This is a genomic window from Verrucosispora sp. WMMD1129 (assembly GCF_029581255.1).
Lineage (GTDB): Bacteria > Actinomycetota > Actinomycetes > Mycobacteriales > Micromonosporaceae > Micromonospora > Micromonospora sediminimaris.
Map to the genome: position 1 here is coordinate 4,975,812 of NZ_CP120741.1, position 22,214 is coordinate 4,998,025.

Below are 22,214 nucleotides of genomic sequence, written 5' to 3' on the forward strand. Positions count from 1 at the left end.
GCGCCCGAATCGCCCCGCCTCCCGCACCCGACCCACCACGGACCGGCGGTTTCCGACGTCCGGTCCGAGCCGGACAGGTCGCCGCAGTCAGAGCCGGATCGGCATCAGGATGGAGAAGGCGGCCGGATCGTCGGGCCGGCGAATGGCCAGCGGGGTGACCGGGCCGTCCAGTTCCAGCACCAGCCGCGGACCGCCCGCCGCGTGCAGCGCGTCGAGCAGGTACCCCCCGTTGACGCCGACCCGCAGCTCGGCGTCGGCCCGACCGGCCGGGTCGTCGGTCAGTTCGTCCGGGCCGAGCAGGCGTAGCGTCTCCCGGCCGCCCAGCCCCAGCACGGTCACCGGCAGCGGGCCGCCCAGATGTTCCCGGGTCACCGTCGGTGTTCCGGACCGTAGCGCGGCGACCAGCCACGGCGCGTCCACCGGCACCCGGCGGGCCGGCCCGCCGGTCGCCGCCGGCAGCAGGGCGTGATAGTCGGGGAAGTCGTACGGCAGGGTCGTCACCCGCAACCGACGCCCGGCGACGTCGGCAACGACCTGCCTCCCGACCAGGGTCAGCCGCACCTCGTCGGTGGCCGCGGCGCCGGACAGCCGGCGCAGTCGGTCGACCGCGGCCACGGGCAGCAGCGCACGCACCGCCGGACCGCGGACCGCCGCGCCGGCCGTCGCCACCGCCAGCCGGTGCCGGTCGGTCGCCACCAGCCGTATCCCCTCGTCGGTCACGTCGAGCAGCACGCCGGCCAGCCCCGGCAGCGCCGGATCGGTGCCGACCGCGAACCGGACGGCGTCCACGGCGGCGGCCAGCGCACGCCCGGTCAGGACGAGCCGGGTGGCCGGCGGGGGTTGGTCGTCGGCGAGCAGGCGACGGATCCGGGCGGCCTCGTGCCGCGCCTCGGCCAGTCCGTCGGCCAGCCGCCCCAGGTGCGCGTCGAGCAGCCGGTGCACCACCGGGGGTTCCGCGCGTACCGCCCGGGCGATCTCGGCGACCGGCAGGCCGATCCGGCGTAGCCCGGCCACCAGCCGGGCCGGTGCCACCTGGTCGTCGGCGTACCAGCGGTAGCCGGTGACCGGATCGACCCGGGCCGGGACCAGCACCCCGGCGGCGTCGTAGAAGCGCAGCGCGCTCACCGTAAGCCCACTGGCCCGAGCCAGCTCACCGATGCTGTGCAGGTCACCGTCCACGGTCCGATCCTGCCCCCTCGACCTGGTCGAGGGTCAAGCGGCCGACTCGTCCTTCAGCACCCGGAAGGTGATGCCGGCGGCGGTGAGACGGTGCAGCAGCGCGTCGCCCATCGCGGTGACCGGCGTGACCTGACCGGCGGTGGCCGGCAGGTCGTCGCAGGCGAGACAGAGTGCCGACTCGGCGAGCATCTTCGCGGTCTCGTCGTAGCCGGGGTCGCCGCCGGCCACCTCCGTCACCACGCGTCGCCCGCCGCCGACGCCGACGAAACGGACAGTGAACCACGACTTCGCCCGCTGCTCGGCGCTCGGTCCCTGCCCGGAGGCGAGCCGGCCGAGCAGCCACCGCCGGGTCGGCGGCAGCTTCACCAGCCCGACCACGGCACCGAGTCCCGCACCGGCGGCCAGCACCGTCGGCAGCCGCCGCACCGCCGCGAAGTGCCGGTAGCGGAAATCCGGACCGTACTCGGGGCGGGCCGCCGCCGAGCGGCGGACCACCTGCGGGTCGATGGTCGGCAGCGGTACCGCCCAGACCGGCAGGTCCCTGGAGCGGGCCAGTCGGCCCGACACGGCCCGCACCCGGCGGTCGGTCGGGCGTGGCTCGGCGGCGCGGCGTTCGCGGGCCGCCCGCGACGCCTCACCGGTACGCGAGAAGGCGGTCAGTACCGAGTGGTACGTGCCGGCGGAGAACCGTCCGCCCGCCCGCACGTACCCGTCCACGGTGACGGCGGTGTCGGCGGGCAGTTGTTTGACCGTGAACCAGACGCCGAGGTCGTGCGGGACCGAGTCGAAGCCGCAGGCGTGCACCAGCCGCGCGCCGGTGCGCACCGCCTCGGCGTGGTGGCGCAGATACATCCGGTCGACGAACTCCGGTTCGCCGGTGATGTCGAGGTAGTCGGTGCCGGCGGCGGCGCAGGCGGCCACCAGCGGTTCACCGTGATGGACGTACGGGCCGACGGTGCTGGCCACCACCCGGGCGTCGGCGGCCACCGCGCGCAACGAGGCCGGGTCGGTGACGTCGGCGGTGAGCAGCGGCAGTCCGGCCAGCGCCGGGTCGATCGCGGCCAACTGCTCCCGGACCGCGGCCAGCTTGTCGGGGTTGCGGCCGGCGATCGCCCAGCGCAACCCCGGCGGCGCGTGCCGGGCCAGGTAGCGGGCGGTGAGACCACCGGTGAACCCGGTCGCCCCGAACAGCACCACGTCGTACGACCGTTGGGCAGCCATCCCGCGATCATGCCACCGCCACCGCCGATCCGCCCGTTGCCGGTCAGTGCGGGGTGAACACGGCGCGTAGACACTCCTCGGGCCGGTCCCGGAACAGGGCGTACCCCTCGGCGGCCCGCTCCAGTGGGAAATGGTGCGAGGCCAGGTGCTCGGTACGCAGCTCGTCGCGAGCCATCCGATCCAGCAGCATCGGGATGTGCCGCTGGCCGTGCTGGCGTCCCCCGCGCACGGTCAGTCCCTTGTGCACGACGATGCCGGCCGGGAACGCGTCGACGTGGCGGACGCCGCCGTTGAGGACGAAGACGCTGCCGCCCTTGCGGCAGGCGTACACCGCCTCCCGGACCGCCTCCGGCACCCGGGCACGGCCGGTGAACCGGTCGGCGAGCGAGCGGTGTTCCCCCGCCGGACCACCGACCGCCTCGACGCACACGTCCGGCCCCCGCCCACCGCTGAACTCCCGCAGCTGCGCCGCGACGTCGGTGTCCCGCCGGTCGATGGTCTCGGCGCCGACGTGCTGCCGTGCCATCAGCAGCCGCCCGGGGTGCCGGTCGACGACGACCACCCGCTCGGCGCCGAGCAGCCAGGCTGCCCGGGCGGCCAGCTGACCGACCGCGCCGGCTCCCCACACCGCCACCACGTCACCGGGGCGCACCTCGCCACCCTCCGCACCCAGCCAGCCGGCCGGTGCGGCGTCCGAGGCGAACAGGGCCCGGTCGTCGCCGACGGACTCCGGCACCGGGAACGCCCCGACATCGGCGTACGGCACCCGGACGTACTCGGCGTGACTGCCGGCGAAACCACCTGCGGCCCGGGGTTGGCCGAAGCAGCCCGCCACCGGGTGACCCCACTCCGCCTCACTCGCGGTCGGGTCGCTGCTGCCGTTGTCGCAGCACGACGGTAGCCCTCGCCGGCAGTACCAGCAGGCACCGCAGGCCACCGACGCGCAGACCACCACCCGGTCGCCGATCCGGTGCCGGCGTACGCCGGGGCCGACCTCGACCACGTCGCCGAGGAACTCGTGGCCGAGCACGTCACCGGCGGCCAGGCCCGGCGCCTGCCCGGTGAGCAGCGGCAGGTCGGCACCGCAGGTGGCGCTACGCCGCACCCGGACGATCACGTCGTGGTCGTTACGCAGCTCCGGATCGGGCACCTGGCGGACGGCCAACTCGCCACCGGTGGTCCAGCACAGCGCTCTCACCGTGGCGGCCCGTCCGCTCGCGGCGGGAAGCTGTGGGTCGGCGCCACCGGCCCGCGCTCGCCGGGTGCCCGGTCGACGCGCAGCACCTCGCCGGTCTCGGCGAGCTGTTTGACCTGCCACAACGCCTGCCGTACCAGCAGGCCGGGATCGTCGCCGAGCAGGTGCGCGGCGAGCCCGGGCCAGGCCGCGTGCGGCCGTGGCCGGGCCGCCAGTTCGGTACCCCGGCCACCCGGCGCGCGCGCCACCGCGACCTCGACGGCACCGTCAAGGCGACGGAGCGGCATCGGCCAGGCCCCGGTGGGCAACACCTGCTCCAGCGGCCGGTCGACCGTCACCACCTGCCAACCTCCGGGGTGTCGGGCACGCCGGGTGCGCTGCCGGATGACGGCGGTACGCGCGGCCCGGGCCGCCGCCACGCCGAGGGCGCCGGCCACCGCGACAACAGTCCCGACCTGTCCCACTCGTACCTCCGATCCCGCTTCCGCACCGTGTGGTCCGTCCCAACGAACGGGTCGGCGGGTGACCCGGTGGGATCCGCGACGCGTCCGCCCAGCTCAGGGCCAGCGTTGCCGCTGGCGGGGTGAACCCGGTTCCCCCGGAAGGGGTGAACCGTCGCGGGTCGGGTAACCGCCCGCCGCAGGGCCGGGGGAGGAAGCACGCGTCCGTGGGGGTGGGCCGGATGCCGGATGATCGCAGCACCGTCCGGGCCGACGCAGGGGTCCGCCCACCGGGCGGCCCACCCCTGCTGGCCTCCCGGCTGGCACCCGCCGTGCCGGGAGAGACGATGGTGCTCCGGCCCCGGCTGGCCCGGTTGCTCGACGAGGCGGTGGCCCGCCCGGTCACCCTGCTCCGGGCACCCGCCGGCTGGGGTAAGACGACGCTGCTGGCCACCTGGCGACGAATGCGGCAGGAGGCTGAACCGGAGGCCCCGGTTCCGGCCTGGGTGTCGGTCGAGGCGGGGGACGACCCGGACCGCCTCTGGTCGTACCTCGGCGCCGCGTTGCGCTCCGTCGCGGATCCGGCGGAGACGCCGATGCCCGACCGGGCGCCACGTCCGGACGAGTTGGAGATCATGGCCGCCGCCCTCGCCGTCCGGGAACGGCCGGTGGTGCTGATCGTGGACGACCTGCACCTGATCACCGAACCGGCGGCGCTGGCCGGTCTGGAGTTCCTGCTCCGCCACAGCGAGCAGCGGCTACGGCTGGTGGCGGCCGGACGGACCGGTCCGCCGTTGGCGGTGCACCGGCTGCGGCTGGCCGGGGAGTTGACCGAGATCGGCCCGGACGACCTGGCTTTCACCGGCGACGAGATCGCCGACCTGCTCACCGCGCACGGGGTGGTGGTGCCGGCCGCCGCGGTGGCCCGGCTGCGGCAGCGGACCGGGGGGTGGGCGGCCGTGCTGCGAATCGCCGCCCTCGCCCTGCGGGACCAACCAGACCCGGAGCGCTGGATCAGCGAACTCGGCGCCGACCAGCCGGAGATCGCCGGCTACCTGCGGGCGGAGCCGCTGGCCGGGCTGGAGCCGACGGACCGTGAGCTGCTGCGCCGCGCGGCGATCGTCGACGCCGTCTGCGCCGGCCTCGCCGCCGCACTCAGCGGCGACGCGGACGCCGATGAACGCCTGCGCACGCTCGCCGACGACAGCGGTCTGCTCCACCATGACGGCAGCCGGCCGGTTTGGTACCGGTGCCATCCGCTGCTGACCGACCTGCTGCACCGCGAGCTGGTCCGGCTGCCCGCAGCGGAGCTGCGCGACCTGCACCTGCGGGCGGCCGGATGGTACGCCGGCAACGGCCGACCCGCCGACGCGTTGCGCCACGCGCTCGCCGCCGGTGACTGGACCGCCGCCACCGATCTGTTCGTGATCCGCTGGCCGGAACTGGTGCCCTACGAGCGGCCGGCCGGCGTCGGGCCGGTGCCCGCGCCACCCCCGCCGGAGGCGGTGGAACGTGACCCGGAACTCGCGCTGGCCTGCGCCGCCGAACGGGCCCTCGACGGCGACACCGGGGCGGCCGAGGCTTACCTGCGGCTGGCCGGCGGGCACCTCCGGCGGCTGCCGCAACCGCGCCGGGCCCGGTTCGGTCGGCTGGTCGCCGCGGTCGAACTCACCCTGGCCCGACTCGCCGGTGACCCGCCGCCCGTACGCGCCGCCGCCGCCCGCCTGCTCGCCACCGACGGTGGACACCCGACCGGCGACCCGCGAGCCGACCATGCCATCGAGGACGCCGACGTACGGGCCGTGGCCGGCACCGCGCTCGCCCTGCTCGCGTTGGACGACGGCGACCTGACCGGGGCGGCGACCGGCTTCGCCGAAGCGCTGGCGGCCGCCCGGGAGGCGGCACGTCCGCGCACCGAACTGGTCTGCGCCAGCCGATGGTCCCTGGTGGCGGCGCTGCGTGGACAGCTGCGCGCCGCCGAGGAACTGGCCCGGGCGGCGTTGGCCCTGCCGGCCTGCCAGGGCTGGGCGGCGTTGCTCGACTGCGGGTACGCGCACCTGGCGCTGGCCGTGGTGGCGCTGCACCGGAACCAGCCGGCGGAGGCCGAGGCGCACCTGGGGCTGGCCGCGCCGGCCGGCGCGGAACCGGTGCCCGGCGCGGTGGCCGGTTGGTGCCGCGCGTACCTGCGCCTCGACGAGGGCGAGCCGAGTGTCGGCCACCGGCTGCTGGTGGAGGCCCGCACCGGGTGGGGGGCGCGCGGCGGTGAGCTGGGCACGTTGCTGCGCGCCGCCGAACTGGACCTGCACAGCGCGCGGGGCGACGTACAGACGGCCCGGGAACTGGCCGGTGAGCCGCCGGCCGAGCCGATGACCGGTGCGGCGGCGGCGCTGGCCGTCGCGGCGGCCCGGACCGAACTGCGGGCCGGTGACCCCCGTGCCGCCGACCGTCTGCTACCGGACTGGACCGCCGCACCTGCGGCCGACTGGCCGCTGCCGGTACGCCTCGACGCCGCGCTGCTGGCCACGGTGCTGGCCGTCCGGTCCGGTGACGACCGTCGGGCGGGCCGGTTGCTGGAACAGGCGCTCGACCTGGCCGCGCCGGAGGATTACCGTCGCCCGTTCCGACAGGCCGAGCCGGGACTGCGGGAACTGCTCACCGCCCACCTCGACTCCGGTACCGCCCACTGGTCGCTGGTGAGTGACCTGGTACGCGCCGTCGACGCGCCGGCCGGACAGACGGGCGGCCCAGGTGCCGCCGACGCGGCGGTGCCGTCGCTGGACGAGCCGCTCACCGAGCGGGAGCTGACGATCCTGCGGTACCTGCAGAGCATCCTGTCCAACGTGGAGATCGCCGCCGAACTGTCGGTCTCCGTCAACACGGTCAAGACCCACGTCCGCAACATCTACCGCAAGCTCGATGCAACCCGCCGTCGCGACGCCGTCCGCCGCGCCCGCCAACTCCGCCTCATCTGACTTTGAGGCCGGCCTCGTGAAAGGTCAGGCGGCGGCGTCGACGACGGTCAGGAGGCTGGCTGGGGTGAAGTCGCCGTCGTGGCGGATGTCGTTGACGAAGAGGGTGGGGGTGGCGTCCACTCCACTGCGGATGGCGCCGACGAAATCGTGCCGGATCCGGTCGCCATGGGCGTGCCGTCCGATCTCCGCCTCCACCTCGTCGACCGGCAGGCCGAGCTGTTCGACACCGAGCGTCAGGTGCACCGGATCCAGCTGGTCCTGGTGCTCGTAGAGCCAGTCGTGCATCTCCCAGAACCGACCCCGCCGTCCAGCGGCCTCGGCGACCTCGGCGGCCCGCTCGGCGTACGGGTGCATGTTGGTGATCGGGAAGTGGCGGTAGACGTGGCGGACGGTGTCGGCGCGCTGCCGCAGCACCTCCGTGAGATTGGCGTGGGCGAGGGCGCAGAAGGGGCACTGGAAGTCGCCGTACTCGACGATCGTCACCGGTGCGTTCAGCGGACCACGGACGTGGTCGTGTTCGGTGACGGGTGTGCGGAGTCGCGCAGTGACCTGTAGGGGCGTGGTCAGCTGATCGGTCATACCCCCCAGCCTCGGGCCGGGCCGGGTGAGCGCGACTCACCCGACCCGGGTGGTTCCGGGCGACTCAGCGGAGCACCGGGGCGACCGCGATGTGGTTCTGCACCTCCCGGATGCCGGGGGCGGACCAGACGACCCGTTCCACCTCGGCGCGTTCGGGCACCGAGTGCACAAGTCCGCCGAGCAGCACCGTGTCGCCGTGTACGCGTACCGTCACCTGTTCCGCGTCGGTGGCGCGGTTGCGGGCCAGCGCGTCGACGATGCGCCGGGCCAGCAGGGCGCCGTCGGGGCGTACCGACGGCCGGACGCTCATGCCGTTGCTGACCCCGCGTACGCCCTTCAGTTGGCCGACGGCCTGCTCGGCGGCGCGGCGCTGGTACTCCCACTCGACCTCGCCGTGCAGGGTGACCCAGCCCTGGGAGACCGTCACGTCGAGCGCGTCGACCGGCACGAACGCCTGCCACTGGAGGGCGTGCTGGACCGCGGCGGCGATCTCCGGGTCGGTGCGTTCCGCGCCGGTCACCAGGCGCACCGCGAGGTCGTTGGCCACCGCCCGCACCTGAGTGACCCGGTGCGCGGCGCGCTCGGCCGCCCACTTCTTGGCGTAGCTGTCCACCCGCCCGGACAGCGTCACCACGCCCTCGGTGACGGCCACCCCGATCTCGTGCGGCCGGACCCGGGGCTCCCAGTCGAGTTCGTCCAGCACCGCGGACTGGATCTCCTGGTCGGTGCGGTTGATCGTCGAGATGCTGGCCATCGGTCGCTCCCTTCTCACCAGGATGGCGCGGACCGGCGGGCCGGCACGCCAGGTTCGCCGCGACCGAGCCTGGTGACCGTCCGGGTGAATCGGCCTCACCCGGATCGGACGAGGTCGGCCGTTCCCGACCTGGGCTGCTCAGAAGGTTCCGACGGGCGAAGGACTGATGCATGACAGCACGACGGGCCCCGCCCGACCGCCTCGGTCGGTGGGGCCCGTCGTCACACAGAACCGTCAGCTGACGGGATTTGTCGGGTCGGCGGGGGAGTCGGGTCGGTCCACGTCGACGAACTCGATGTCCTCCAGGGCCCGGTCCCGGCTCCCCGCGGCGCGTGCCGCGGTGCCGGCGGCCCAGCCGACCGCGGCACCGACCAGGGCGGCGCCGATCAGCAGCGTCCAGGGCAGCGCCGGGCGGCGTCCGGCGAGCGCGTCGAAGGCGCGGCTGGCGCGGTGACGGGCCTCCTCGGCGGCCGACTCGACCAGGTCACCGGCGTCGCCGGCGAAACCGGCGGAGCCTTGGCGGGCGGTGCGGGCGGTGTCGCGGAGGCTGTCGCCGGCGTTGTTCACCGCCGAGACGAGGTGTTGCCACGCCTGGTCCGCGACCCGCTCTGGCTTGCTGCGGCGCTCCAGCAGATGTGTTCCGAACATTGTGGTTCCCTCCTCGACAGTGCCGGAGCCGGTGCACGCATCAGCTGTCGGCGGCGTTGTCCGGCCGGTGACGGTTCGCATCGGAGGCTGTGCCCACCCGACCCGGACGCAAACCACCGAAACGCTCGTCTCGACCGGAAGGGCAGGTGCGCCCCCGGTGCGGTCCGGACCACACCGGGTTCGTCGCATTGGTCAGCGGACGGCGACCGCCACCGCCGCGGCGCGGGCGAAGTCGTCGTCATCGTCATCGTCGTCGTCACCATCGCCGCCGCCGAAACCGCAGGCCAGTACGAGGGCGAGCAGGGCACTGACACCGGCGAGCGCGGCGAGTCTGCGGAGCATGATGTGGTCCTCCCGTCATAGGGGTCACTCGTGATGCTAGGCACACCGTGCCACTCTCGCGCACCCAGCGCAGGTCAGGCCGGTTGTCCGTGGGGCACGCCGGAGTGCTGGAAAACGACGGGGATGGCGTCGGCCCGCTACCCTGGTTCGGCGGCGTCGGCAGAGGCCGAACGCTGAGTGATAAGGCCAATAAAGTTCGGATATGGGTGATTTGTTGTGCCCGCATCCGTGAATTGCTCATCCCGAGGGGTGGCGACCGAGGCGGTTGAAGGAATACTGTCGGTCGCGGCCCGCGTACTGATGAGGCGCCCGTCGTACGGGCGAGTGGAGGTGCTCGCGTGAGCCTGTCGATCCTGCAGACGGTTCGGCCCGGTGGTGTCATCGAGATCGCCCCTCGGGGTGAGATCGACGTCGACACCGCGTACGAGGTGAAAGAGGCCATCGCCGAGGTGCTGGCCAAGGGGCGGCCGGCCCGGATCGAGCTCAACATGCGGCTGGTCACCTTCATCGACTCGGTGGGCATCAGCGCGATGGTCGCCGGATTCCAGACCGCCGAGGTCAGCGGGGTGAAGCTGATCGTCACCGAGCCGAGCCGGTTCGTGCACCGGCAGCTCTGGGTGACCGGCCTGCTCGGCCTCTTCGGCGCGCCGGAGCCCTACTACGCCGGGGCGGCCACGGCTCCCGAGGTGCTCCCCGGGGCCTGACCGCACCGACTACCGCAGGGGCACCTGATCACTCCCGGTCGAGGCCGGACAGGTCCACGTCGGCCACCTCGGTGACTGCCCGGACCGCGGTCACCGACGCGTAGCCGTCGGCGAGCAGAGCCAGATCCGTGCCGGGCTGTACCGCCTGTCCCGGCTCCTCCAGCGAGGTACGCACGAAGCCGTGCCCGGATTCGGCGACGGTCATCTGCACCTGGCCGAAGGTCGCCAGGGTGGCCTGGCGTACCCCACGCAGTCGAGCCAGCGGTAGATCGGGCGCATTGATGTTGAGCACGCTCTCCGCCGGCGCGGCGGTCAGCCGGGGCAGCAGATCCAGGGCGACGCGGGCGGCGGTGGCCCAGTTCCGTTCGGCGTCGCGAACCCGGGCGGCAGCCGCCACCGCGGCACCTCCGCTGGCCGCCGTCGCCTCACCCGCCGAGAGCACGTCCAGCGACACCGCCATCGCCCGGCAGCCGTTGGCCGCAGCGGTGAAGGCGGCCCCGACGGTGCCGGAGTGCAGCACCGCGCGGCCGGCGTTGGCGCCGCGGTTGATGCCCGACAGCAGCACCGACGGCGGCGGTCCGAAGGCACCGTGTACGGCGATGAGCGCGATGAACCCGGGCGAGCCACCGACGCCGAACGCCGGCACGCCGTCGAGTTCCGGTAACGGATGGTCGTGGACCACCACGTGCCCGTCCTGCTCCATGGCGCTCATCGCGGCGCTGGTGCCGCTCGCCTCCTCCAGTGGGGCAGCCACCACCACGTCCAGGCCCCGGTCGACGGCCGCCCGAGCCAGCGCCTGGATGCCCGGCGCGGCGATCCCGTCGTCGTTGGTGATCAACACCCGCAGCGTCATCGGCCACCCGCCCGTTGTGCCAGTTCGTCGGGGGTGGTCCGCTCCTGGGGACGGCTGCCCGCCGGTTCCAACCGGACCCGGTCGACGAGGCCGTTGATCGAGTCGAGGCGGCCGGTGCCGAGGCCGTGTCGGGTGACGTTGAGCGCGCCGGCCGCCGCGCCGGTACGGATCGCCGTGCGGACGTCGCCGCCCCGGGCCACCACGGCGGCCACCCCGGCGGTCATCGAGTCGCCCGCCCCGCGCGGGTCGGCGGCCTCCAGCCGCGGCATCCGCACCTCGAACACCTCGCCGTCGACAAGCGCCAACGCGGGCTTGTCGGCCCGGCTGACCACCGCGTTCTCGGCGCCGGAGGCGTGCAGGTCGTACATCGCGCGGGTGAGCGCCTCCTCGTCGTCGCCGTCGGCCCGCCCGTCGGCGATCAGCTCCTCGTGGCTGACCTTGAGAAAGAAGACACCGCTTTCCAGGACGGCGGCGAGGTGCTCGCCGCAGAGATCCACCACCACCCGGCCACCGTTGGCACCGAGATCGGCCGCGAAGCGCCGGTAGAGGTCGGCGGGGACCAGGGACGGATGGTTGGGCCCGCTCAACACGCTCACCGGCGCGCGCAGGCCCTCGCCGAGTGCGAGGTTGTAGAGCTCGTCCAACTCGTGCCGGCTCAACGGCTGGCCGATGACGTCGACGATCTCCTGGCGGGTCCCCTCACGGCGGTCGTGCACATACCCGCCGGTGCCGCCGGAGTCGCGGGCCACCACCTTGAGGTCGACTCCCTCGCTTACCAGCAACGGTTGCAGTACCTGCCCGACCTCGCCGCCGAGCGCCGCGCAGAGCACCACGTCGACGCCGAGGGACAGCACCATCCTGGCCTGCCACACCCCCTGCCCGCCCGGGTGCAGGTGCAACTCCGGTGCGTCGCTCGGCTGGTCGATGGTCACGGTCAGCAGCGGTGTCGGTGCGAAGATCATGACGCGGCCGGTCATGACCGCTCCCCGTTGTCCGTACCGCCGCCGGGTCTGGCGATTCGCTCGTTCATGGCGTTCCTCCCGTTAGCGGACAAATAACGCTTCCTGGTACGACGGTAACCAAGGAGGCGCGTCGATGCGCGCCGAAGGGACGGTGCCCCGCCGGCCAACGGTGAAACGCAGCGCCGGGTGAACCGCTCGTGAAGAGCGGTTCACCCGGCGCGAAGAGGAAGTCAGTACACCGACAGGTGGACGTGGTTGGTGTGGTCGCTGGACGGGTCACCCCGGGCGCCGCTGTACGACTTCCAGCCGCTGCTGGGCAGCCAGATCTGCCTGTACCAGATCACGTAGAGCACCGCGAGCCGGTCGGCGTTCTTGACGAAGTACGCCGCCAGGTTGTTGCCGTAGGTCCGGTCGCCTCCGGTCGCGTCCCCGCCGAAGCCGTTCTTCTGGGCGGCGAAGTCGCAGGCCCGACCCTTCGGGTGCTCGCCCGAGCCGCCGGAGCGGTAGCAGGAGACGTACCGGGTGAAGCCAGCCGACTTGGCCTGCTTCAGCGCATGCAGGGTGCGTGGGGTGATGCAGCCGTTGGCCGGGGTGGGGTCGTTGACGCTGCACGACTCCGAGGGCCACGACCCGTCGGAGTTGCGGGGAGCGGGCTTGGCGGTGGGACTCGACCCGCTGCTCCGCGACGGTGACCGGGCGGCCCGCTCGGCGGCCCTGGCCCGTTCGGCCGCCTCGTCCCGCTCGATGGCCACGGTCAACGCCCGCTCGGCCTGGTCCTTGCGCTTGGCCATCACGGCCACCTGCTTGCGCTGCTCCTGGATCTCCACGTCCAGGGCCTGCTTGGTGGCGCTGACCTCGTCCCGGGCCACCTGGAGCTCACGCAGCGCGCGATCCTCGTTGGCAGCCACCGCGTCCAGCGCTGCCGCCCGGTCCATGAAGCCGGCCGGTGAACCGCTGTTGAGCAGAGCCGACGCGGCGCCCAGCCGCCCGGTGCGGTACGCCTGTGCGGCGATCTCGGCGACCTTGGTGCCCCGCTCGGCGACCTGACTCTCGGTCGTCTTGAGCTGCTCGGCAAGCTTCTTCTGGCGCTTGACCGAGCGGTCGAGTGCGGTCTTGGCGTCGAGGTAGCCCTTGCTGGCGGCCTCCAGTTGGGCCCGCAGCGCCGGGGTGCCACCCTCGTCGTCCACGTCGCCCGGGGCAGCCGCCCGCAATGGCGGCGATGCCGCGGCGGCGGGGGTGGAGGGGGCCAGCGCGACGCCGAGAGTGAGGGCGAGCGCGGCGGCGATCAGGGCCGCCGTACGGGCGGCCGGTCTTACCGTTGCCACTGCTGGCATGCACGTTTCCTTCCGTCAGCCGCCGACCGGGTTAGCTGACGGGTTCGGGACGGAAGATCCCTACCGCTGACGCGGATACACCCCAGGAACCTGGTTCCCCGGTTCGCCCTGGCGGGCGATTAGGCGGCGGCCGCCGCCGGCACCTGTGGGTGCCGCCTGGCGGAGGCCGGGTCCGAGCCTACCGGTGCCCATGTGACCGGTGCAGCTGCTGTTACTGCTGGTGTTCAGTTGTTGACTAGTAGAACAGACCAAAAGCGGACAATAACCCCTTTTCTCTGATTCTTCCGGTCACCACTGCGCCGCCCCGCAGTGCCCGGGATCCGACCGCGGCTCGATCTGGAGGGTCGCGTGCTCGATCTGGAAGTCCTCGTGCAGCGCCGAGCGGGCCGCCGCCAGCACGGCGCCGACGTCGGCGCCCGGTCTGACGGTGAGGTGCGCCGAGGCGACCTCCATGCCGGAGGTCAACGTCCAGACGTGCAGGTCGTGGACGCCGGCCACGCCCGGCACCGCGGCCAGCCGGTCATACACCGCGGTGACCTGAAGGTGTTCCGGAGCGGCCTGGACCAGGATGCGTACCGCGGCCCGGCCCAGGCGCCACGTCCGGGGCAGGATGAACGTGGCGATCGCGGTGGCCACCAGAGGGTCGGCCCACCACCAGTCGGTCACGGTGATCAGCAGGGCGGCCGCGATCACGCCAAGCGAACCGAGCAGGTCCGCCAGCACCTCCAGATACGCCCCGCGCAGGTTGATGCTCTCCCGCGCCCCCGGACGCAGGAGGGCGAACGCGGCGACGTTGGCGAGCAGGCCGAGTGCGGCCACCACCAGGACCGGGCCGGCGAGCACCTCGGGCGGATCGCCGATTCGGCGTACCGCCTCGACCAGCACGTACACCGCGACGCCGGAGAGCAGTACGGCGTTGGCCAGGGCCGCGAGCACCTCCAGTCGGTAGAGCCCGAAGGTGCGTTGCGGGTCCGTGTCGGCCCGACGGGTGGCAGCCACGGCCGCGAGGGCCATCCCGATGCCCAACACGTCGGTGAACATGTGCCCGGCGTCGGAGAGCAGGGCCAGCGAACCGGTCCGCAGAGCGGTGCCTGCCTCGATCACCATCAGCGCGCTGAGCAGGGCGAACGCTGCCCACAGCCGGCCGGAGTGGCGGTGGGCGGCGTTCGACACCGCAGCGTGGTGGTGGTCATGGCCGGCGCCCACCCAGACACCTTGCGTCGTCCGCCGGACCGGGGACGGAGCTATGCCAACATCGCTATGTGTGCAATCGTCGGGCGGGTCGCGGTGCTCGGGTTCACCCGGCCGGGTCGACGGTGGTCAACCGCTGGGTGGCCCGGGACAGGGCGACGTAGAGGGTACGGACACCGGAGCCCGGCTCCGCCCGGATCTCCGCCGGGGCGACCAGCACCACACCGTCGTACTCCATGCCCTTGGCCTCCAGGCTGGTCACCACCTGCAACCGCTGCCCGCCCAGCGCCCCCAGCCAGGCCGCGACCTGGTCCCGTCGGGGCACCGGAGTGATCACGCCGACGGTCCCCTCGACCTCGCCGAGCAGGGCGCTGGCGGCCGTCACGACTGTGGTCTCCAGCTCGGGCGCCGGCACCTCGAGCTGGAGTGGATCGATCCCGGTGGAACGGACCGCGGTGGGCAACGCGAGATCCGGGTACGCCCGCCGGATCTCGGCCGCCGCCACCGCGAAGATCTCCGCCGAGTTGCGGTAGTTCGTGGTGAGCGTGAACCGGTGCCGGCGGCGGCGCCCCAGCGCCTGGTCGCGGGCCCGGGCCAACTCCTGCGGATCTCCCGTCCACGCGGTCTGCGCCGGATCACCCACCACCGTCCAGGACGCCAGCCGCCCGCGCCGGCCCACCATCCGCCACTGCATCGGTGAGACGTCCTGGGACTCGTCGACCACCAGGTGGGCGTAGTCGCGGTAGTCCTCGGGGCGTTCCCGGGCGGCCTGCCGGGCAGCCCGCTGCCGGTCGGCAGCGGTGCTCAGCTCACGTACCCCGCCGGCCAGCTGGAACGGGTCCCGTTTCGGGCGGGCGGGACGCATCGGCTTGCCGAGCAGCGCGTCCAACTCGTCCAGCAGCGCGACGTCGGCCACGGTCGGCCCGTCCGTGGCCAGCTCCCGGTACGCCGCACCGAGCAGCCGGATCTCGGCACCGGAGAGCAGGCCCCCGCCGTACCGGCGCAGCCGCTGCGGTTCGGCCAACCAGGCGAGCACGTGCCGCGGATGCAGCCGGGGCCACCACGCCTTGAGGAACTCGCGGAAGTCCGTCCGGTCGATCAGCTCGTCCTCGAAGGCACGCTGTTCGGGCAACCCGGCGATGCCCAGCCGGCGAGCCTGCGCCCAGAGCGCGGCGAGCACGCCGTCGAAGCCGGCCCGACGCACCTCGTTGCGGCGGGCGCCGCGGGGCAGCGCGCGGTCCCGGATGGCGTCCAGCTCGGCCCGCTCCAACCGCAGCAACGTGCCCCGGTACAGCAGGCGCAGCTCGGTCGGGGAGCCGGGGACCGCGTCCCGGGCCGCCCGTTCCAGCACCCGGCGCATTCGCAGCGAGCCCTTGATCGCCGCCACCTCGGGCGGGTCGGTGCGGGTGGCCACCACCCCGGGAAACAGGGTGCCCAGCGAGCGCAGGGTGGCGGTGTCCTCGCCCAGCGACGGCAGCACCGAGGCGATGTACTCGACGAAGACCGAGGAGGGACCGATCACCAGGATGCCGCCTCCGGCGTACCGGCTGCGGTCGGCGTAGAGCAGGTACGCCGCGCGATGCAGCGCCACCGCCGTCTTGCCGGTGCCCGGGCCGCCGGAGACGAGGGTCACTCCCGAGCCGGGGGAGCGGATCGCCTCGTCCTGCTCGCGCTGGATGGTGGCCACGATGTCCCGCATGCCCCGGCCGGTGGTCCGGGACAGGGTGGCCAGCAGCGCGCCGTCGCCGACCACCGGCATGTCCGTCGGGGCCGCGTCCGGGTCCAGCAGGTCGTCCTCGATCCGGGTGACCCGCTCCCCGCTGGACTGGATCGTCCGACGCCGGACGACGCCCAGCGGCTCGGCCGGGGTCGCCCGGTAGAAGGCGGCGGCAGCCGGGGCCCGCCAGTCCACCACAAGCGTGGTGGCGTCCTCGTCGCGGATACCGAGTCGCCCGACATACAGGGTCTGCCCGTCACGCAGGTCGAGTCGGCCGAAGACCAACCCCTCGTACTCGGCGTCGAGCACATGGCGTCGCTGCGCGGCGTGGAAGACCATCGCGTCGCGTTCGACAAGCGCACCGAAGTTGCCGACCCGGGCCAGCCGGTAGCCTTCCCGTTCCGCGCGCACTGCCGATCGGCGCAGCTCGGCCAGTCGCGCGTACACCCGGTCGAGATGCCGTTGCTCGGCGGCGATCTCCTGATCCAGGGTGCTCTGATCCACCGCTCGCTCTCCTCGTGACGCCGCCTGGCCAACCGCACGAGATTACGCCCCGCCGCCGAGCTGGGCGGAACGGCATTGGGCGGGACGGTCAGGCGTGGACGCGCCGCTGGGTCGGTAGGTCGTCCAGGACCCGGCGCAACACGCCGGCCAGGGCGGCGTTGACCTCCTCGGGACGCTCCATCATCAACATGTGTCCGGCACCGGGGCAGACGGTCAGCTCGGTGGCGGGCAGCGCGGCGGCGATGGACTGCGCACACGGCGGCGGGGTGAGCCGGTCCCGGTCGCCGACCAGCGCCGCCGCCGGCAGGTGAGCCAGCGCGGTGAGCGTGGCCAGCCGGTGCTGGGTGCCGATGGAGGCGCGGAACCCGCCGATCGACCGCAGCGAGGCGCGGGCCACCGCCGAGGTGACCAGCCGGATGTCCGTGGCGTCGCAGCTGTCCCCGAACAGCATCCACCGGATGCTCGGTCGGAGCGCGCGCAACAGGGCCCGGGGCGGTCGCCAGGCGCCGCAGCGGGCGAGAACCCCGGCGCCGGTGGTCTCGGCCAGCCGGATGATCCGGGCGATCCGGGGAGAAAGGCCGTAGACGGTGTGGGTGTGCCCTTCGGCGGTGGTGGAGACGAAGACCAGACCGGCGGTGCGTCGGGAGAAGTGGTCCGGGTGGCGGTGCGCGTACTCCATGATCGTCATGCCGCCCATCGAGTGGCCGACCAGCACCACCGGGCCGGTGGGCGCCACCGCGTCCAGCACCGCGGCCAGGTCGTCGCCCAGTTGGGCCAGGGTCGCCGTGGGCAGCGCCATGCAGCTGGACCGACCGTGCCCACGCGCGTCGTAGGTGACCACCCGGACCGAGCCGAACGTCTCGCGGAGGGCGTCCAGTTGCCGGTGCCAACTGCGCCCGTCCAGGGTCCAGCCGTGCAGCAGCACGGCTGTCACCTCGGCGTCGACCGGCCCGGCAATCTCGACGTGCAGGCGTACGTCGTCGCCCAGCCGTACCTCGGTCGGCTCCGGCATCGCCACCTCCCCACGGCGCACGGATGCGTAACACCGGGGATACCCGGTGGTAACACCGGCTACCCGTCATGACAACACGCCAACCGGGCTGTTGAGAAGATCTCGTCGATCGGCTCCGCCCGGGCAACGGCCCGGCCAGGCTGAGGACATGGCAATCACGGGGGGAGTACCCGCCGGTTCCGCGCTGGCCGGCCAGGCCCGCGGGGGCACGCCGCGCGCGGCCCTGGCCGAACTGCTCGCCGGCAACCGGCGCTTCGTCAGCGGCCAACCGGTGCACGGCCACGACGTGACCGCGGCGGCCGCGACCGCCTCCGGCGACCAGCAGCCGTACGCCGTGGTGCTGGGCTGCATCGACTCGCGGGTGCCGTTGGAGGCGATCTTCGACCAGACCTTCGGCTCGATCTGTGTCATCCGCACCGGGGCGCACGTGCTGGACCGGGCGGTGCTGGGCTCGATCGAGTACGTGGTCGAGGTGTTGGGCGTAGCGCTGGTGATGGTGTTGGGCCACGAGCGGTGCGGCGCGGTGCAGGCGACCGCCGAGTCGCTGCGTGCCGACCGGCGTCCCGCCGGCGCGCTGGCCCATCTGGTCGACCGGATCACGCCGGCTGTCACCGAGGTGGGGTTGGACGAACCGAACCTGCTGCCCCTCGCGGTCCGCCGGCACGTGGTCCGTACCGTGGCCGCGCTGCGCGCCGACCCGAGGCTGGCGCCGCCGGTGGCCGCCGGCCGGGTCGCCGTCACCGGAGCCGTCTACGACCTCGCCACCGGTGAGGTCGCCCTGCTGGATCCGCCGGACCGGGCGTGAGACGGCGAACGCCCGCCGGGGGCGACCCGACGGGCGTTCACAGGTGGTACGCAGCGGGCGCGGCGCCCTCGGCCGATCAGGCCTCGAAGACGCCGGCCTCGACCAGGCGCTTCTCGGTGGCGTCCCAGCCGTCACCCGGGTGGGCGGCGTTGAGACCGTTGAGCTCGGCCCGGATCTTGGCGGCGTGGCCGGCGGCAGCCAGCACCCGGATCTCCTCGATGAAGGCCTCGGAGTCGGTGCGCAGGTGCGCCGTCCTGCCGTTGGTGAGGTTCCGCACGTAGGCGTGCTTGCCGCCGTTGAGCGGGATCACGTACTTGAACTCGCCCAGCACGCTGAGGGCGCCACCCTGGCCAGCCTGGCCGGCCCGGACTGACGCGCGCGCGGTCTTAGAGGTGTTGCTCGCCACGGAGGTACTCCTTGCAAGACGTACGGAGGACGGAACGTCCGGGGGCTGTTGCGGGGGCCGTCAGAGGCGAGACCCGCGGAGGCTTACGCGGCACAGGCCGCCGATGGAACTGTACACGACCCACGATGCCGGCTGGTCATCGCGGCGTCACGAGGTGGAACCGCGGTCACCTGTCCGGGTATTCCGAGCGGCGGATTTTCCGATTCCCTGGCGTACCATCCGTCACACCAGTCATCATGTGTTCCACAAGCCCGGATCGGGCGAGGTCGTAGGGGAAGACGCACCTCGCACTCCGGGAGGTCACCGTGCCAACGCGTGGCGTCGTATACGTCCACTCGACCCCGCTCGCCGTGTGCTCGCACGTCGAGTGGGCGATCGCGCGCGTCCTCGCCGCGCCGGTCAACCTGCAGTGGACGGCTCAGCCCGTCGATCCCGGCGCCCGCCGGGCCGAGTGCGGGTGGTCCGGTAGCCCGGGAACGGGCGCCGAGTTGGCCGCTGCCCTCCGGCAGTGGCCCATGATCCGTTTCGAGGTCACCGAGGAGCCCAGTCCCGGGGTCGACGGCGAGCGCTTCATGCACGTGCCGGGCCGGGGCCTGTTCCGGGCGACCGTGGGGGCGGCCGGTGACATCCAGCTCGGCGAGGACCGGCTGCGCAGCATCATGGCCGGCGCGCGGGCGCCGGAGGCCCTGGCACACGCCCTCGACAAGGCGCTCGGCACCGCGTGGGACGCCGAACTGGAGCCGTACCGCCACGCCGGGGACGGTGCGCCGGTGACCCTGCTCACCCGGGTCGGATAGGCAGGTCCGGCCGTCCACCCGGGCCCCGGTCGAGTTGCCCGGTACGCGGTGAACTGGTGGGATGGTCCGCGTGTCGACTACCCCTCGGCGCGTCGCCACCGCGCTCGTCCTGGTGACCGCGCTGCTCGTCGCCGGCTGTTCCGAGGCCGGCCAACGCCCCTCGGCGGGCCCCGCCTCGACCCCGGTCACGGAGCCCGCGCCGCCGTCGAGCGTGCCGCCCGAGGACCCGGCCACCCGGGCCGCCGCCCTCGTCGCCGAACTTGCCGACGAGGACCTGGTCGGCCAGGTGCTGATGCCGTACGCGTACGGCGACCACGCGACGAAGGTGTCTTCCGGTTCGGCGGCCGGTAACCGGGCGCTGGCCGGGGTGGACACGCCCGCCGAAATGGTCGAGAAGTACCGCCTGGGTGGGCTGATCCTGGTGGGCTTCAGCGCGGACGACCCCACCCAGGGCAACCAGGAGACGACAAACGTCGACAACCCGAAGCAGGTCCGCAGGCTCACCACCGGGCTGCGCGAGGCCGCCGGGCGGCTGCCCGCCGGCGCGGCGCCCTTCCTGATCGGCACCGACCAGGAGTACGGGGTGGTCACTCGGATCACCGATGGGGTCACCATGCTGCCCAGCGCGCTCGGTGCCGGTGCCGCCGGTGACCCGGATCTGACCGAGGCCGCCTGGCGTGCCGCCGGCACCGAACTGGCCGCCATGGGCATCAACGTCGACTTCGCGCCGGTGGCCGACGTGCTGGTGAAGCGCAGCACCGTCATCGGGTCCCGCTCGTTCGGCTCGGATCCGCAGCGGGCGGCCGACCAGGTCGGCGGCGCGGTACGCGGGTTGCAGACCGCCGGGGTGGCAGCCACTCTCAAACACTTCCCGGGGCACGGCCACAGCGCCGTCGACTCGCACAAGGACCTGCCCCGGCTCCCGCAGTCCCGGGCCAAGCTGGCGGCCGAGGCGTGGCCGCCGTTCTCCGCCGGTATCGAGGCCGGCGCGCTGGCCGTGATGTCCGCCCACCTCGACGTGCGCTCGGTCGACCCGGGCGTGGCCGCCACCTTCTCGTACAAGCTGCTCACCGAGGTGCTGCGCGGGGAACTCGGCTTCCAGGGCGTGGTGATCACCGACGGGATGAACATGCCGCCGGCCCGTCGTTTCCCGCCCGGTGAGGCGGCGGTGCGGGCGCTGAAGGCCGGCAACGACCTGATCCTCATGCCGCCGCACGTCGGCCAGGCGTACGAGGGGCTGCTGACCGCGTTGCGCGACGGCACACTGCCCCGCAGCCGGCTGGTCGAGGCGGCCACCCGCGTGCTGACCATGAAATTCACCCTGGGCGACGCACCCGCACCGGAGTTGTCCACGCTGGGCGCGACGGCACATCGCGAGGCGGCCGACGCGCTGGCGGCCGGCGCGGTGACCGTGCTGCGCGGCCGGTGCGACACCACCGGCGTCCGTGGTCCGGTGACCGTCACCTCGTCGGGCGGGCGGGCGCACACCCGGGCGGCGTTGACCGAGGCGCTGACCTCGGCCGGCGTGCAGGTGGTGCCCAGCGGTGGCACTGTCGTGCATCTGGTCGGCTACGGCGACGGCGCGAAGGACCTGCGGAGCGACGCGGCCGTCACCGTGGCCATGGACACCCCGTACGTGCTGGCCGAAGCGAAGTCGGCCACGCTGCTGGCCACCTACTCGTCAAGCCGGGCCTCGATGACCGCGCTGGCCGACGTGCTTGCCGGCGAGACCCGTCCGACGGGCCGTTCCCCGGTCAAGGTGCCCGGGCTGCCCGCCACCACCTGCGCGGACTGACCCCGCCGGGCCGGGGGCCGCGCCCCTTCGGGTCAGGGTGCCGCGACGAGGGTGTCGCGGGCCAGCCGGTACGCGGGCAGCACGTCGAGCGGCTCACCGAGGCTGGTGCTGCTCGCCTCGACCAGGACCGTCCGGTCGGCCACCGTCACGGCCAACGCCCACTCCCGCACGTCGGAGTCGGTCAGCGCCCGTCGGCTGAGCCAGGTTGCCTCCACCACGTCGAGGTCGCCGGCGCGGGTCTCGCGGTACTGCTGGCCGCTCGACTCCGGTTCGGCGGTGACGAACGCCTCCAACGCCTGCCGGGCCGGGGTGCCTGCGCCGTCGGCCGTCCAGACCCGCAGGAAGCCCGGTACCACCGCACGGCCGTCCACCTCGCAGCGCACGGTCGAACCGCCGCGTCGGGTCAGCGCCTCGGCGACCGCGTCACCCAGCTCGTCGGTGGGGTCCGGTGTCTCGATCGGCTCCGCCTCCCAGCCCTCGGCCAGCTCGAAGGTGACCGGCAGCGGGCAGGGCGCACCAGCGCCGACCGTGCCGGCGGGTGCGGCGGCGGCCACCTCGTCGTGCCACGGCTCTCCGGTCGCGCCGCCGGCACCCTCCCCGGTGCCGCCGCACCCGGCGAGCAGCCCGACGGTCAGCGCCGCCGCGATCGTCCGTCGTCCCACGTACCCAACCCCCGTCAGTGATCGACAAGGGAGCCAGCAAAGCGGTGTCCCGAGTGGAAGTCAAGTCGCCGGGGCGACCACTGCTCGCCGGTCCGGGAGTGCCGGGAAACACCGCGGTCGTGGCGGGTTTCCGACACCCGCG

21 protein-coding genes and 1 riboswitch are annotated in these 22,214 nt (G+C 73.6%); of the genes, 5 read left to right on the top strand and 16 right to left on the bottom strand.

What is annotated here, in order from left to right; genetic code table 11:
* Window positions 1-87: 87 nt before the first annotated feature.
* From O7624_RS23240 to O7624_RS23255, 4 genes are read right to left on the bottom strand one after another with little or no spacing between them, the layout of a single operon-like run.
* Window positions 88-1,167, bottom strand: a complete 1,080-nt coding sequence (locus tag O7624_RS23240) for a MerR family transcriptional regulator (protein WP_282240728.1) — start codon at window positions 1,165-1,167, stop codon at window positions 88-90.
* 45 nt (window positions 1,168-1,212) lie between these two features.
* Window positions 1,213-2,400: a saccharopine dehydrogenase NADP-binding domain-containing protein gene (locus O7624_RS23245; RefSeq protein ID WP_282237255.1), complete on the bottom strand. Its 1,188-nt coding sequence runs from the start codon at window positions 2,398-2,400 to the stop codon at window positions 1,213-1,215.
* A gap of 43 nt (window positions 2,401-2,443) precedes the next feature.
* A complete protein-coding gene (locus O7624_RS23250) occupies window positions 2,444-3,598 on the bottom strand; it encodes an alcohol dehydrogenase catalytic domain-containing protein (RefSeq protein ID WP_282237256.1) in 1,155 nt (384 codons plus the stop codon).
* Window positions 3,595-3,981 carry a hypothetical protein gene (locus O7624_RS23255; RefSeq protein WP_282240730.1) on the bottom strand — a complete coding sequence of 129 codons (387 nt, stop codon included), beginning with the start codon at window positions 3,979-3,981 and terminating at the stop codon, window positions 3,595-3,597. Before O7624_RS23255 ends, O7624_RS23250 begins: the two co-directional genes overlap by 4 nt.
* Window positions 3,982-4,277: 296 nt before the next feature.
* On the opposite strand from O7624_RS23255, the gene O7624_RS23260 reads away from it, so the two are divergent.
* Window positions 4,278-7,007, top strand: coding sequence for a LuxR C-terminal-related transcriptional regulator (locus O7624_RS23260; RefSeq protein ID WP_282237257.1), 2,730 nt, complete (start codon window positions 4,278-4,280; stop codon window positions 7,005-7,007).
* A 24-nt stretch (window positions 7,008-7,031) separates the two neighbouring features.
* Here the strand turns inward: O7624_RS23260 and O7624_RS23265 are convergent, their stop codons facing one another.
* From O7624_RS23265 to O7624_RS23280, 4 genes are all read right to left on the bottom strand, one after another.
* A complete protein-coding gene (locus O7624_RS23265) occupies window positions 7,032-7,574 on the bottom strand; it encodes a DsbA family protein (protein ID WP_282240731.1) in 543 nt (180 codons plus the stop codon).
* Between the two features lie 76 nt (window positions 7,575-7,650).
* Complete coding sequence (locus O7624_RS23270) at window positions 7,651-8,340, bottom strand: BON domain-containing protein (protein WP_282237258.1); 690 nt, start codon at window positions 8,338-8,340, stop codon at window positions 7,651-7,653.
* A gap of 234 nt (window positions 8,341-8,574) precedes the next feature.
* Window positions 8,575-8,988 (bottom strand): hypothetical protein, encoded by a 414-nt coding sequence (locus O7624_RS23275; RefSeq protein WP_282237259.1) that lies wholly within the window; start codon window positions 8,986-8,988, stop codon window positions 8,575-8,577.
* A gap of 192 nt (window positions 8,989-9,180) precedes the next feature.
* Window positions 9,181-9,330 carry a hypothetical protein gene (locus O7624_RS23280; protein WP_170863263.1) on the bottom strand — a complete coding sequence of 50 codons (150 nt, stop codon included), beginning with the start codon at window positions 9,328-9,330 and terminating at the stop codon, window positions 9,181-9,183.
* Window positions 9,331-9,668: 338 nt separating this feature from the next.
* Between O7624_RS23280 and O7624_RS23285 the strand changes: the two genes are divergently transcribed.
* A complete protein-coding gene (locus tag O7624_RS23285) occupies window positions 9,669-10,034 on the top strand; it encodes an STAS domain-containing protein (RefSeq protein ID WP_093401327.1) in 366 nt (121 codons plus the stop codon).
* A 28-nt stretch (window positions 10,035-10,062) separates the two neighbouring features.
* Here the strand turns inward: O7624_RS23285 and O7624_RS23290 are convergent, their stop codons facing one another.
* From O7624_RS23290 to O7624_RS23315, 6 genes are all read right to left on the bottom strand, one after another.
* Window positions 10,063-10,887, bottom strand: a complete 825-nt coding sequence (locus tag O7624_RS23290) for a 5'/3'-nucleotidase SurE (RefSeq protein ID WP_282237260.1) — start codon at window positions 10,885-10,887, stop codon at window positions 10,063-10,065.
* Window positions 10,884-11,864: a PfkB family carbohydrate kinase gene (locus tag O7624_RS23295; RefSeq protein WP_282237261.1), complete on the bottom strand. Its 981-nt coding sequence runs from the start codon at window positions 11,862-11,864 to the stop codon at window positions 10,884-10,886. Before O7624_RS23295 ends, O7624_RS23290 begins: the two co-directional genes overlap by 4 nt.
* A 215-nt stretch (window positions 11,865-12,079) precedes the next feature.
* A complete protein-coding gene (locus O7624_RS23300; RefSeq protein WP_282237262.1) occupies window positions 12,080-13,183 on the bottom strand; it encodes a hypothetical protein in 1,104 nt (367 codons plus the stop codon).
* A 4-nt stretch (window positions 13,184-13,187) separates the two neighbouring features.
* Window positions 13,188-13,319: riboswitch (cyclic di-AMP (ydaO/yuaA leader) on the bottom strand.
* A 152-nt stretch (window positions 13,320-13,471) separates the two neighbouring features.
* Window positions 13,472-14,389 carry a cation diffusion facilitator family transporter gene (locus O7624_RS23305; protein WP_282237263.1) on the bottom strand — a complete coding sequence of 306 codons (918 nt, stop codon included), beginning with the start codon at window positions 14,387-14,389 and terminating at the stop codon, window positions 13,472-13,474.
* A gap of 91 nt (window positions 14,390-14,480) precedes the next feature.
* Complete coding sequence (locus tag O7624_RS23310; protein WP_282237264.1) at window positions 14,481-16,595, bottom strand: AAA family ATPase; 2,115 nt, start codon at window positions 16,593-16,595, stop codon at window positions 14,481-14,483.
* Window positions 16,596-16,683: 88 nt separating this feature from the next.
* Window positions 16,684-17,607 carry an alpha/beta hydrolase gene (locus O7624_RS23315; RefSeq protein ID WP_282237265.1) on the bottom strand — a complete coding sequence of 308 codons (924 nt, stop codon included), beginning with the start codon at window positions 17,605-17,607 and terminating at the stop codon, window positions 16,684-16,686.
* A 148-nt stretch (window positions 17,608-17,755) separates the two neighbouring features.
* Here O7624_RS23315 and O7624_RS23320 point away from each other — a divergent pair, with 148 nt between their 5' ends.
* The gene (locus tag O7624_RS23320; RefSeq protein WP_282237266.1) at window positions 17,756-18,412 is read left to right on the top strand and encodes a carbonic anhydrase; all 657 of its coding nucleotides are present in this window, start codon (window positions 17,756-17,758) and stop codon (window positions 18,410-18,412) included.
* Between the two features lie 76 nt (window positions 18,413-18,488).
* Here the strand turns inward: O7624_RS23320 and O7624_RS23325 are convergent, their stop codons facing one another.
* On the bottom strand, window positions 18,489-18,818 hold the full coding sequence (locus O7624_RS23325) for a hypothetical protein (protein ID WP_093401320.1): 330 nt from the start codon (window positions 18,816-18,818) through the stop codon (window positions 18,489-18,491).
* 305 nt (window positions 18,819-19,123) lie between these two features.
* On the opposite strand from O7624_RS23325, the gene O7624_RS23330 reads away from it, so the two are divergent.
* Window positions 19,124-19,615, top strand: coding sequence for a DUF3145 domain-containing protein (locus O7624_RS23330; RefSeq protein WP_210940138.1), 492 nt, complete (start codon window positions 19,124-19,126; stop codon window positions 19,613-19,615).
* A gap of 61 nt (window positions 19,616-19,676) precedes the next feature.
* The gene (locus tag O7624_RS23335; RefSeq protein WP_282237267.1) at window positions 19,677-21,410 is read left to right on the top strand and encodes a glycoside hydrolase family 3 N-terminal domain-containing protein; all 1,734 of its coding nucleotides are present in this window, start codon (window positions 19,677-19,679) and stop codon (window positions 21,408-21,410) included.
* 32 nt (window positions 21,411-21,442) lie between these two features.
* Here O7624_RS23335 and O7624_RS23340 read toward each other — a convergent pair whose 3' ends face one another.
* Window positions 21,443-22,072, bottom strand: a complete 630-nt coding sequence (locus tag O7624_RS23340; RefSeq protein ID WP_282237268.1) for a lipoprotein — start codon at window positions 22,070-22,072, stop codon at window positions 21,443-21,445.
* Between the last annotated feature and the right edge of the window lie 142 nt (window positions 22,073-22,214).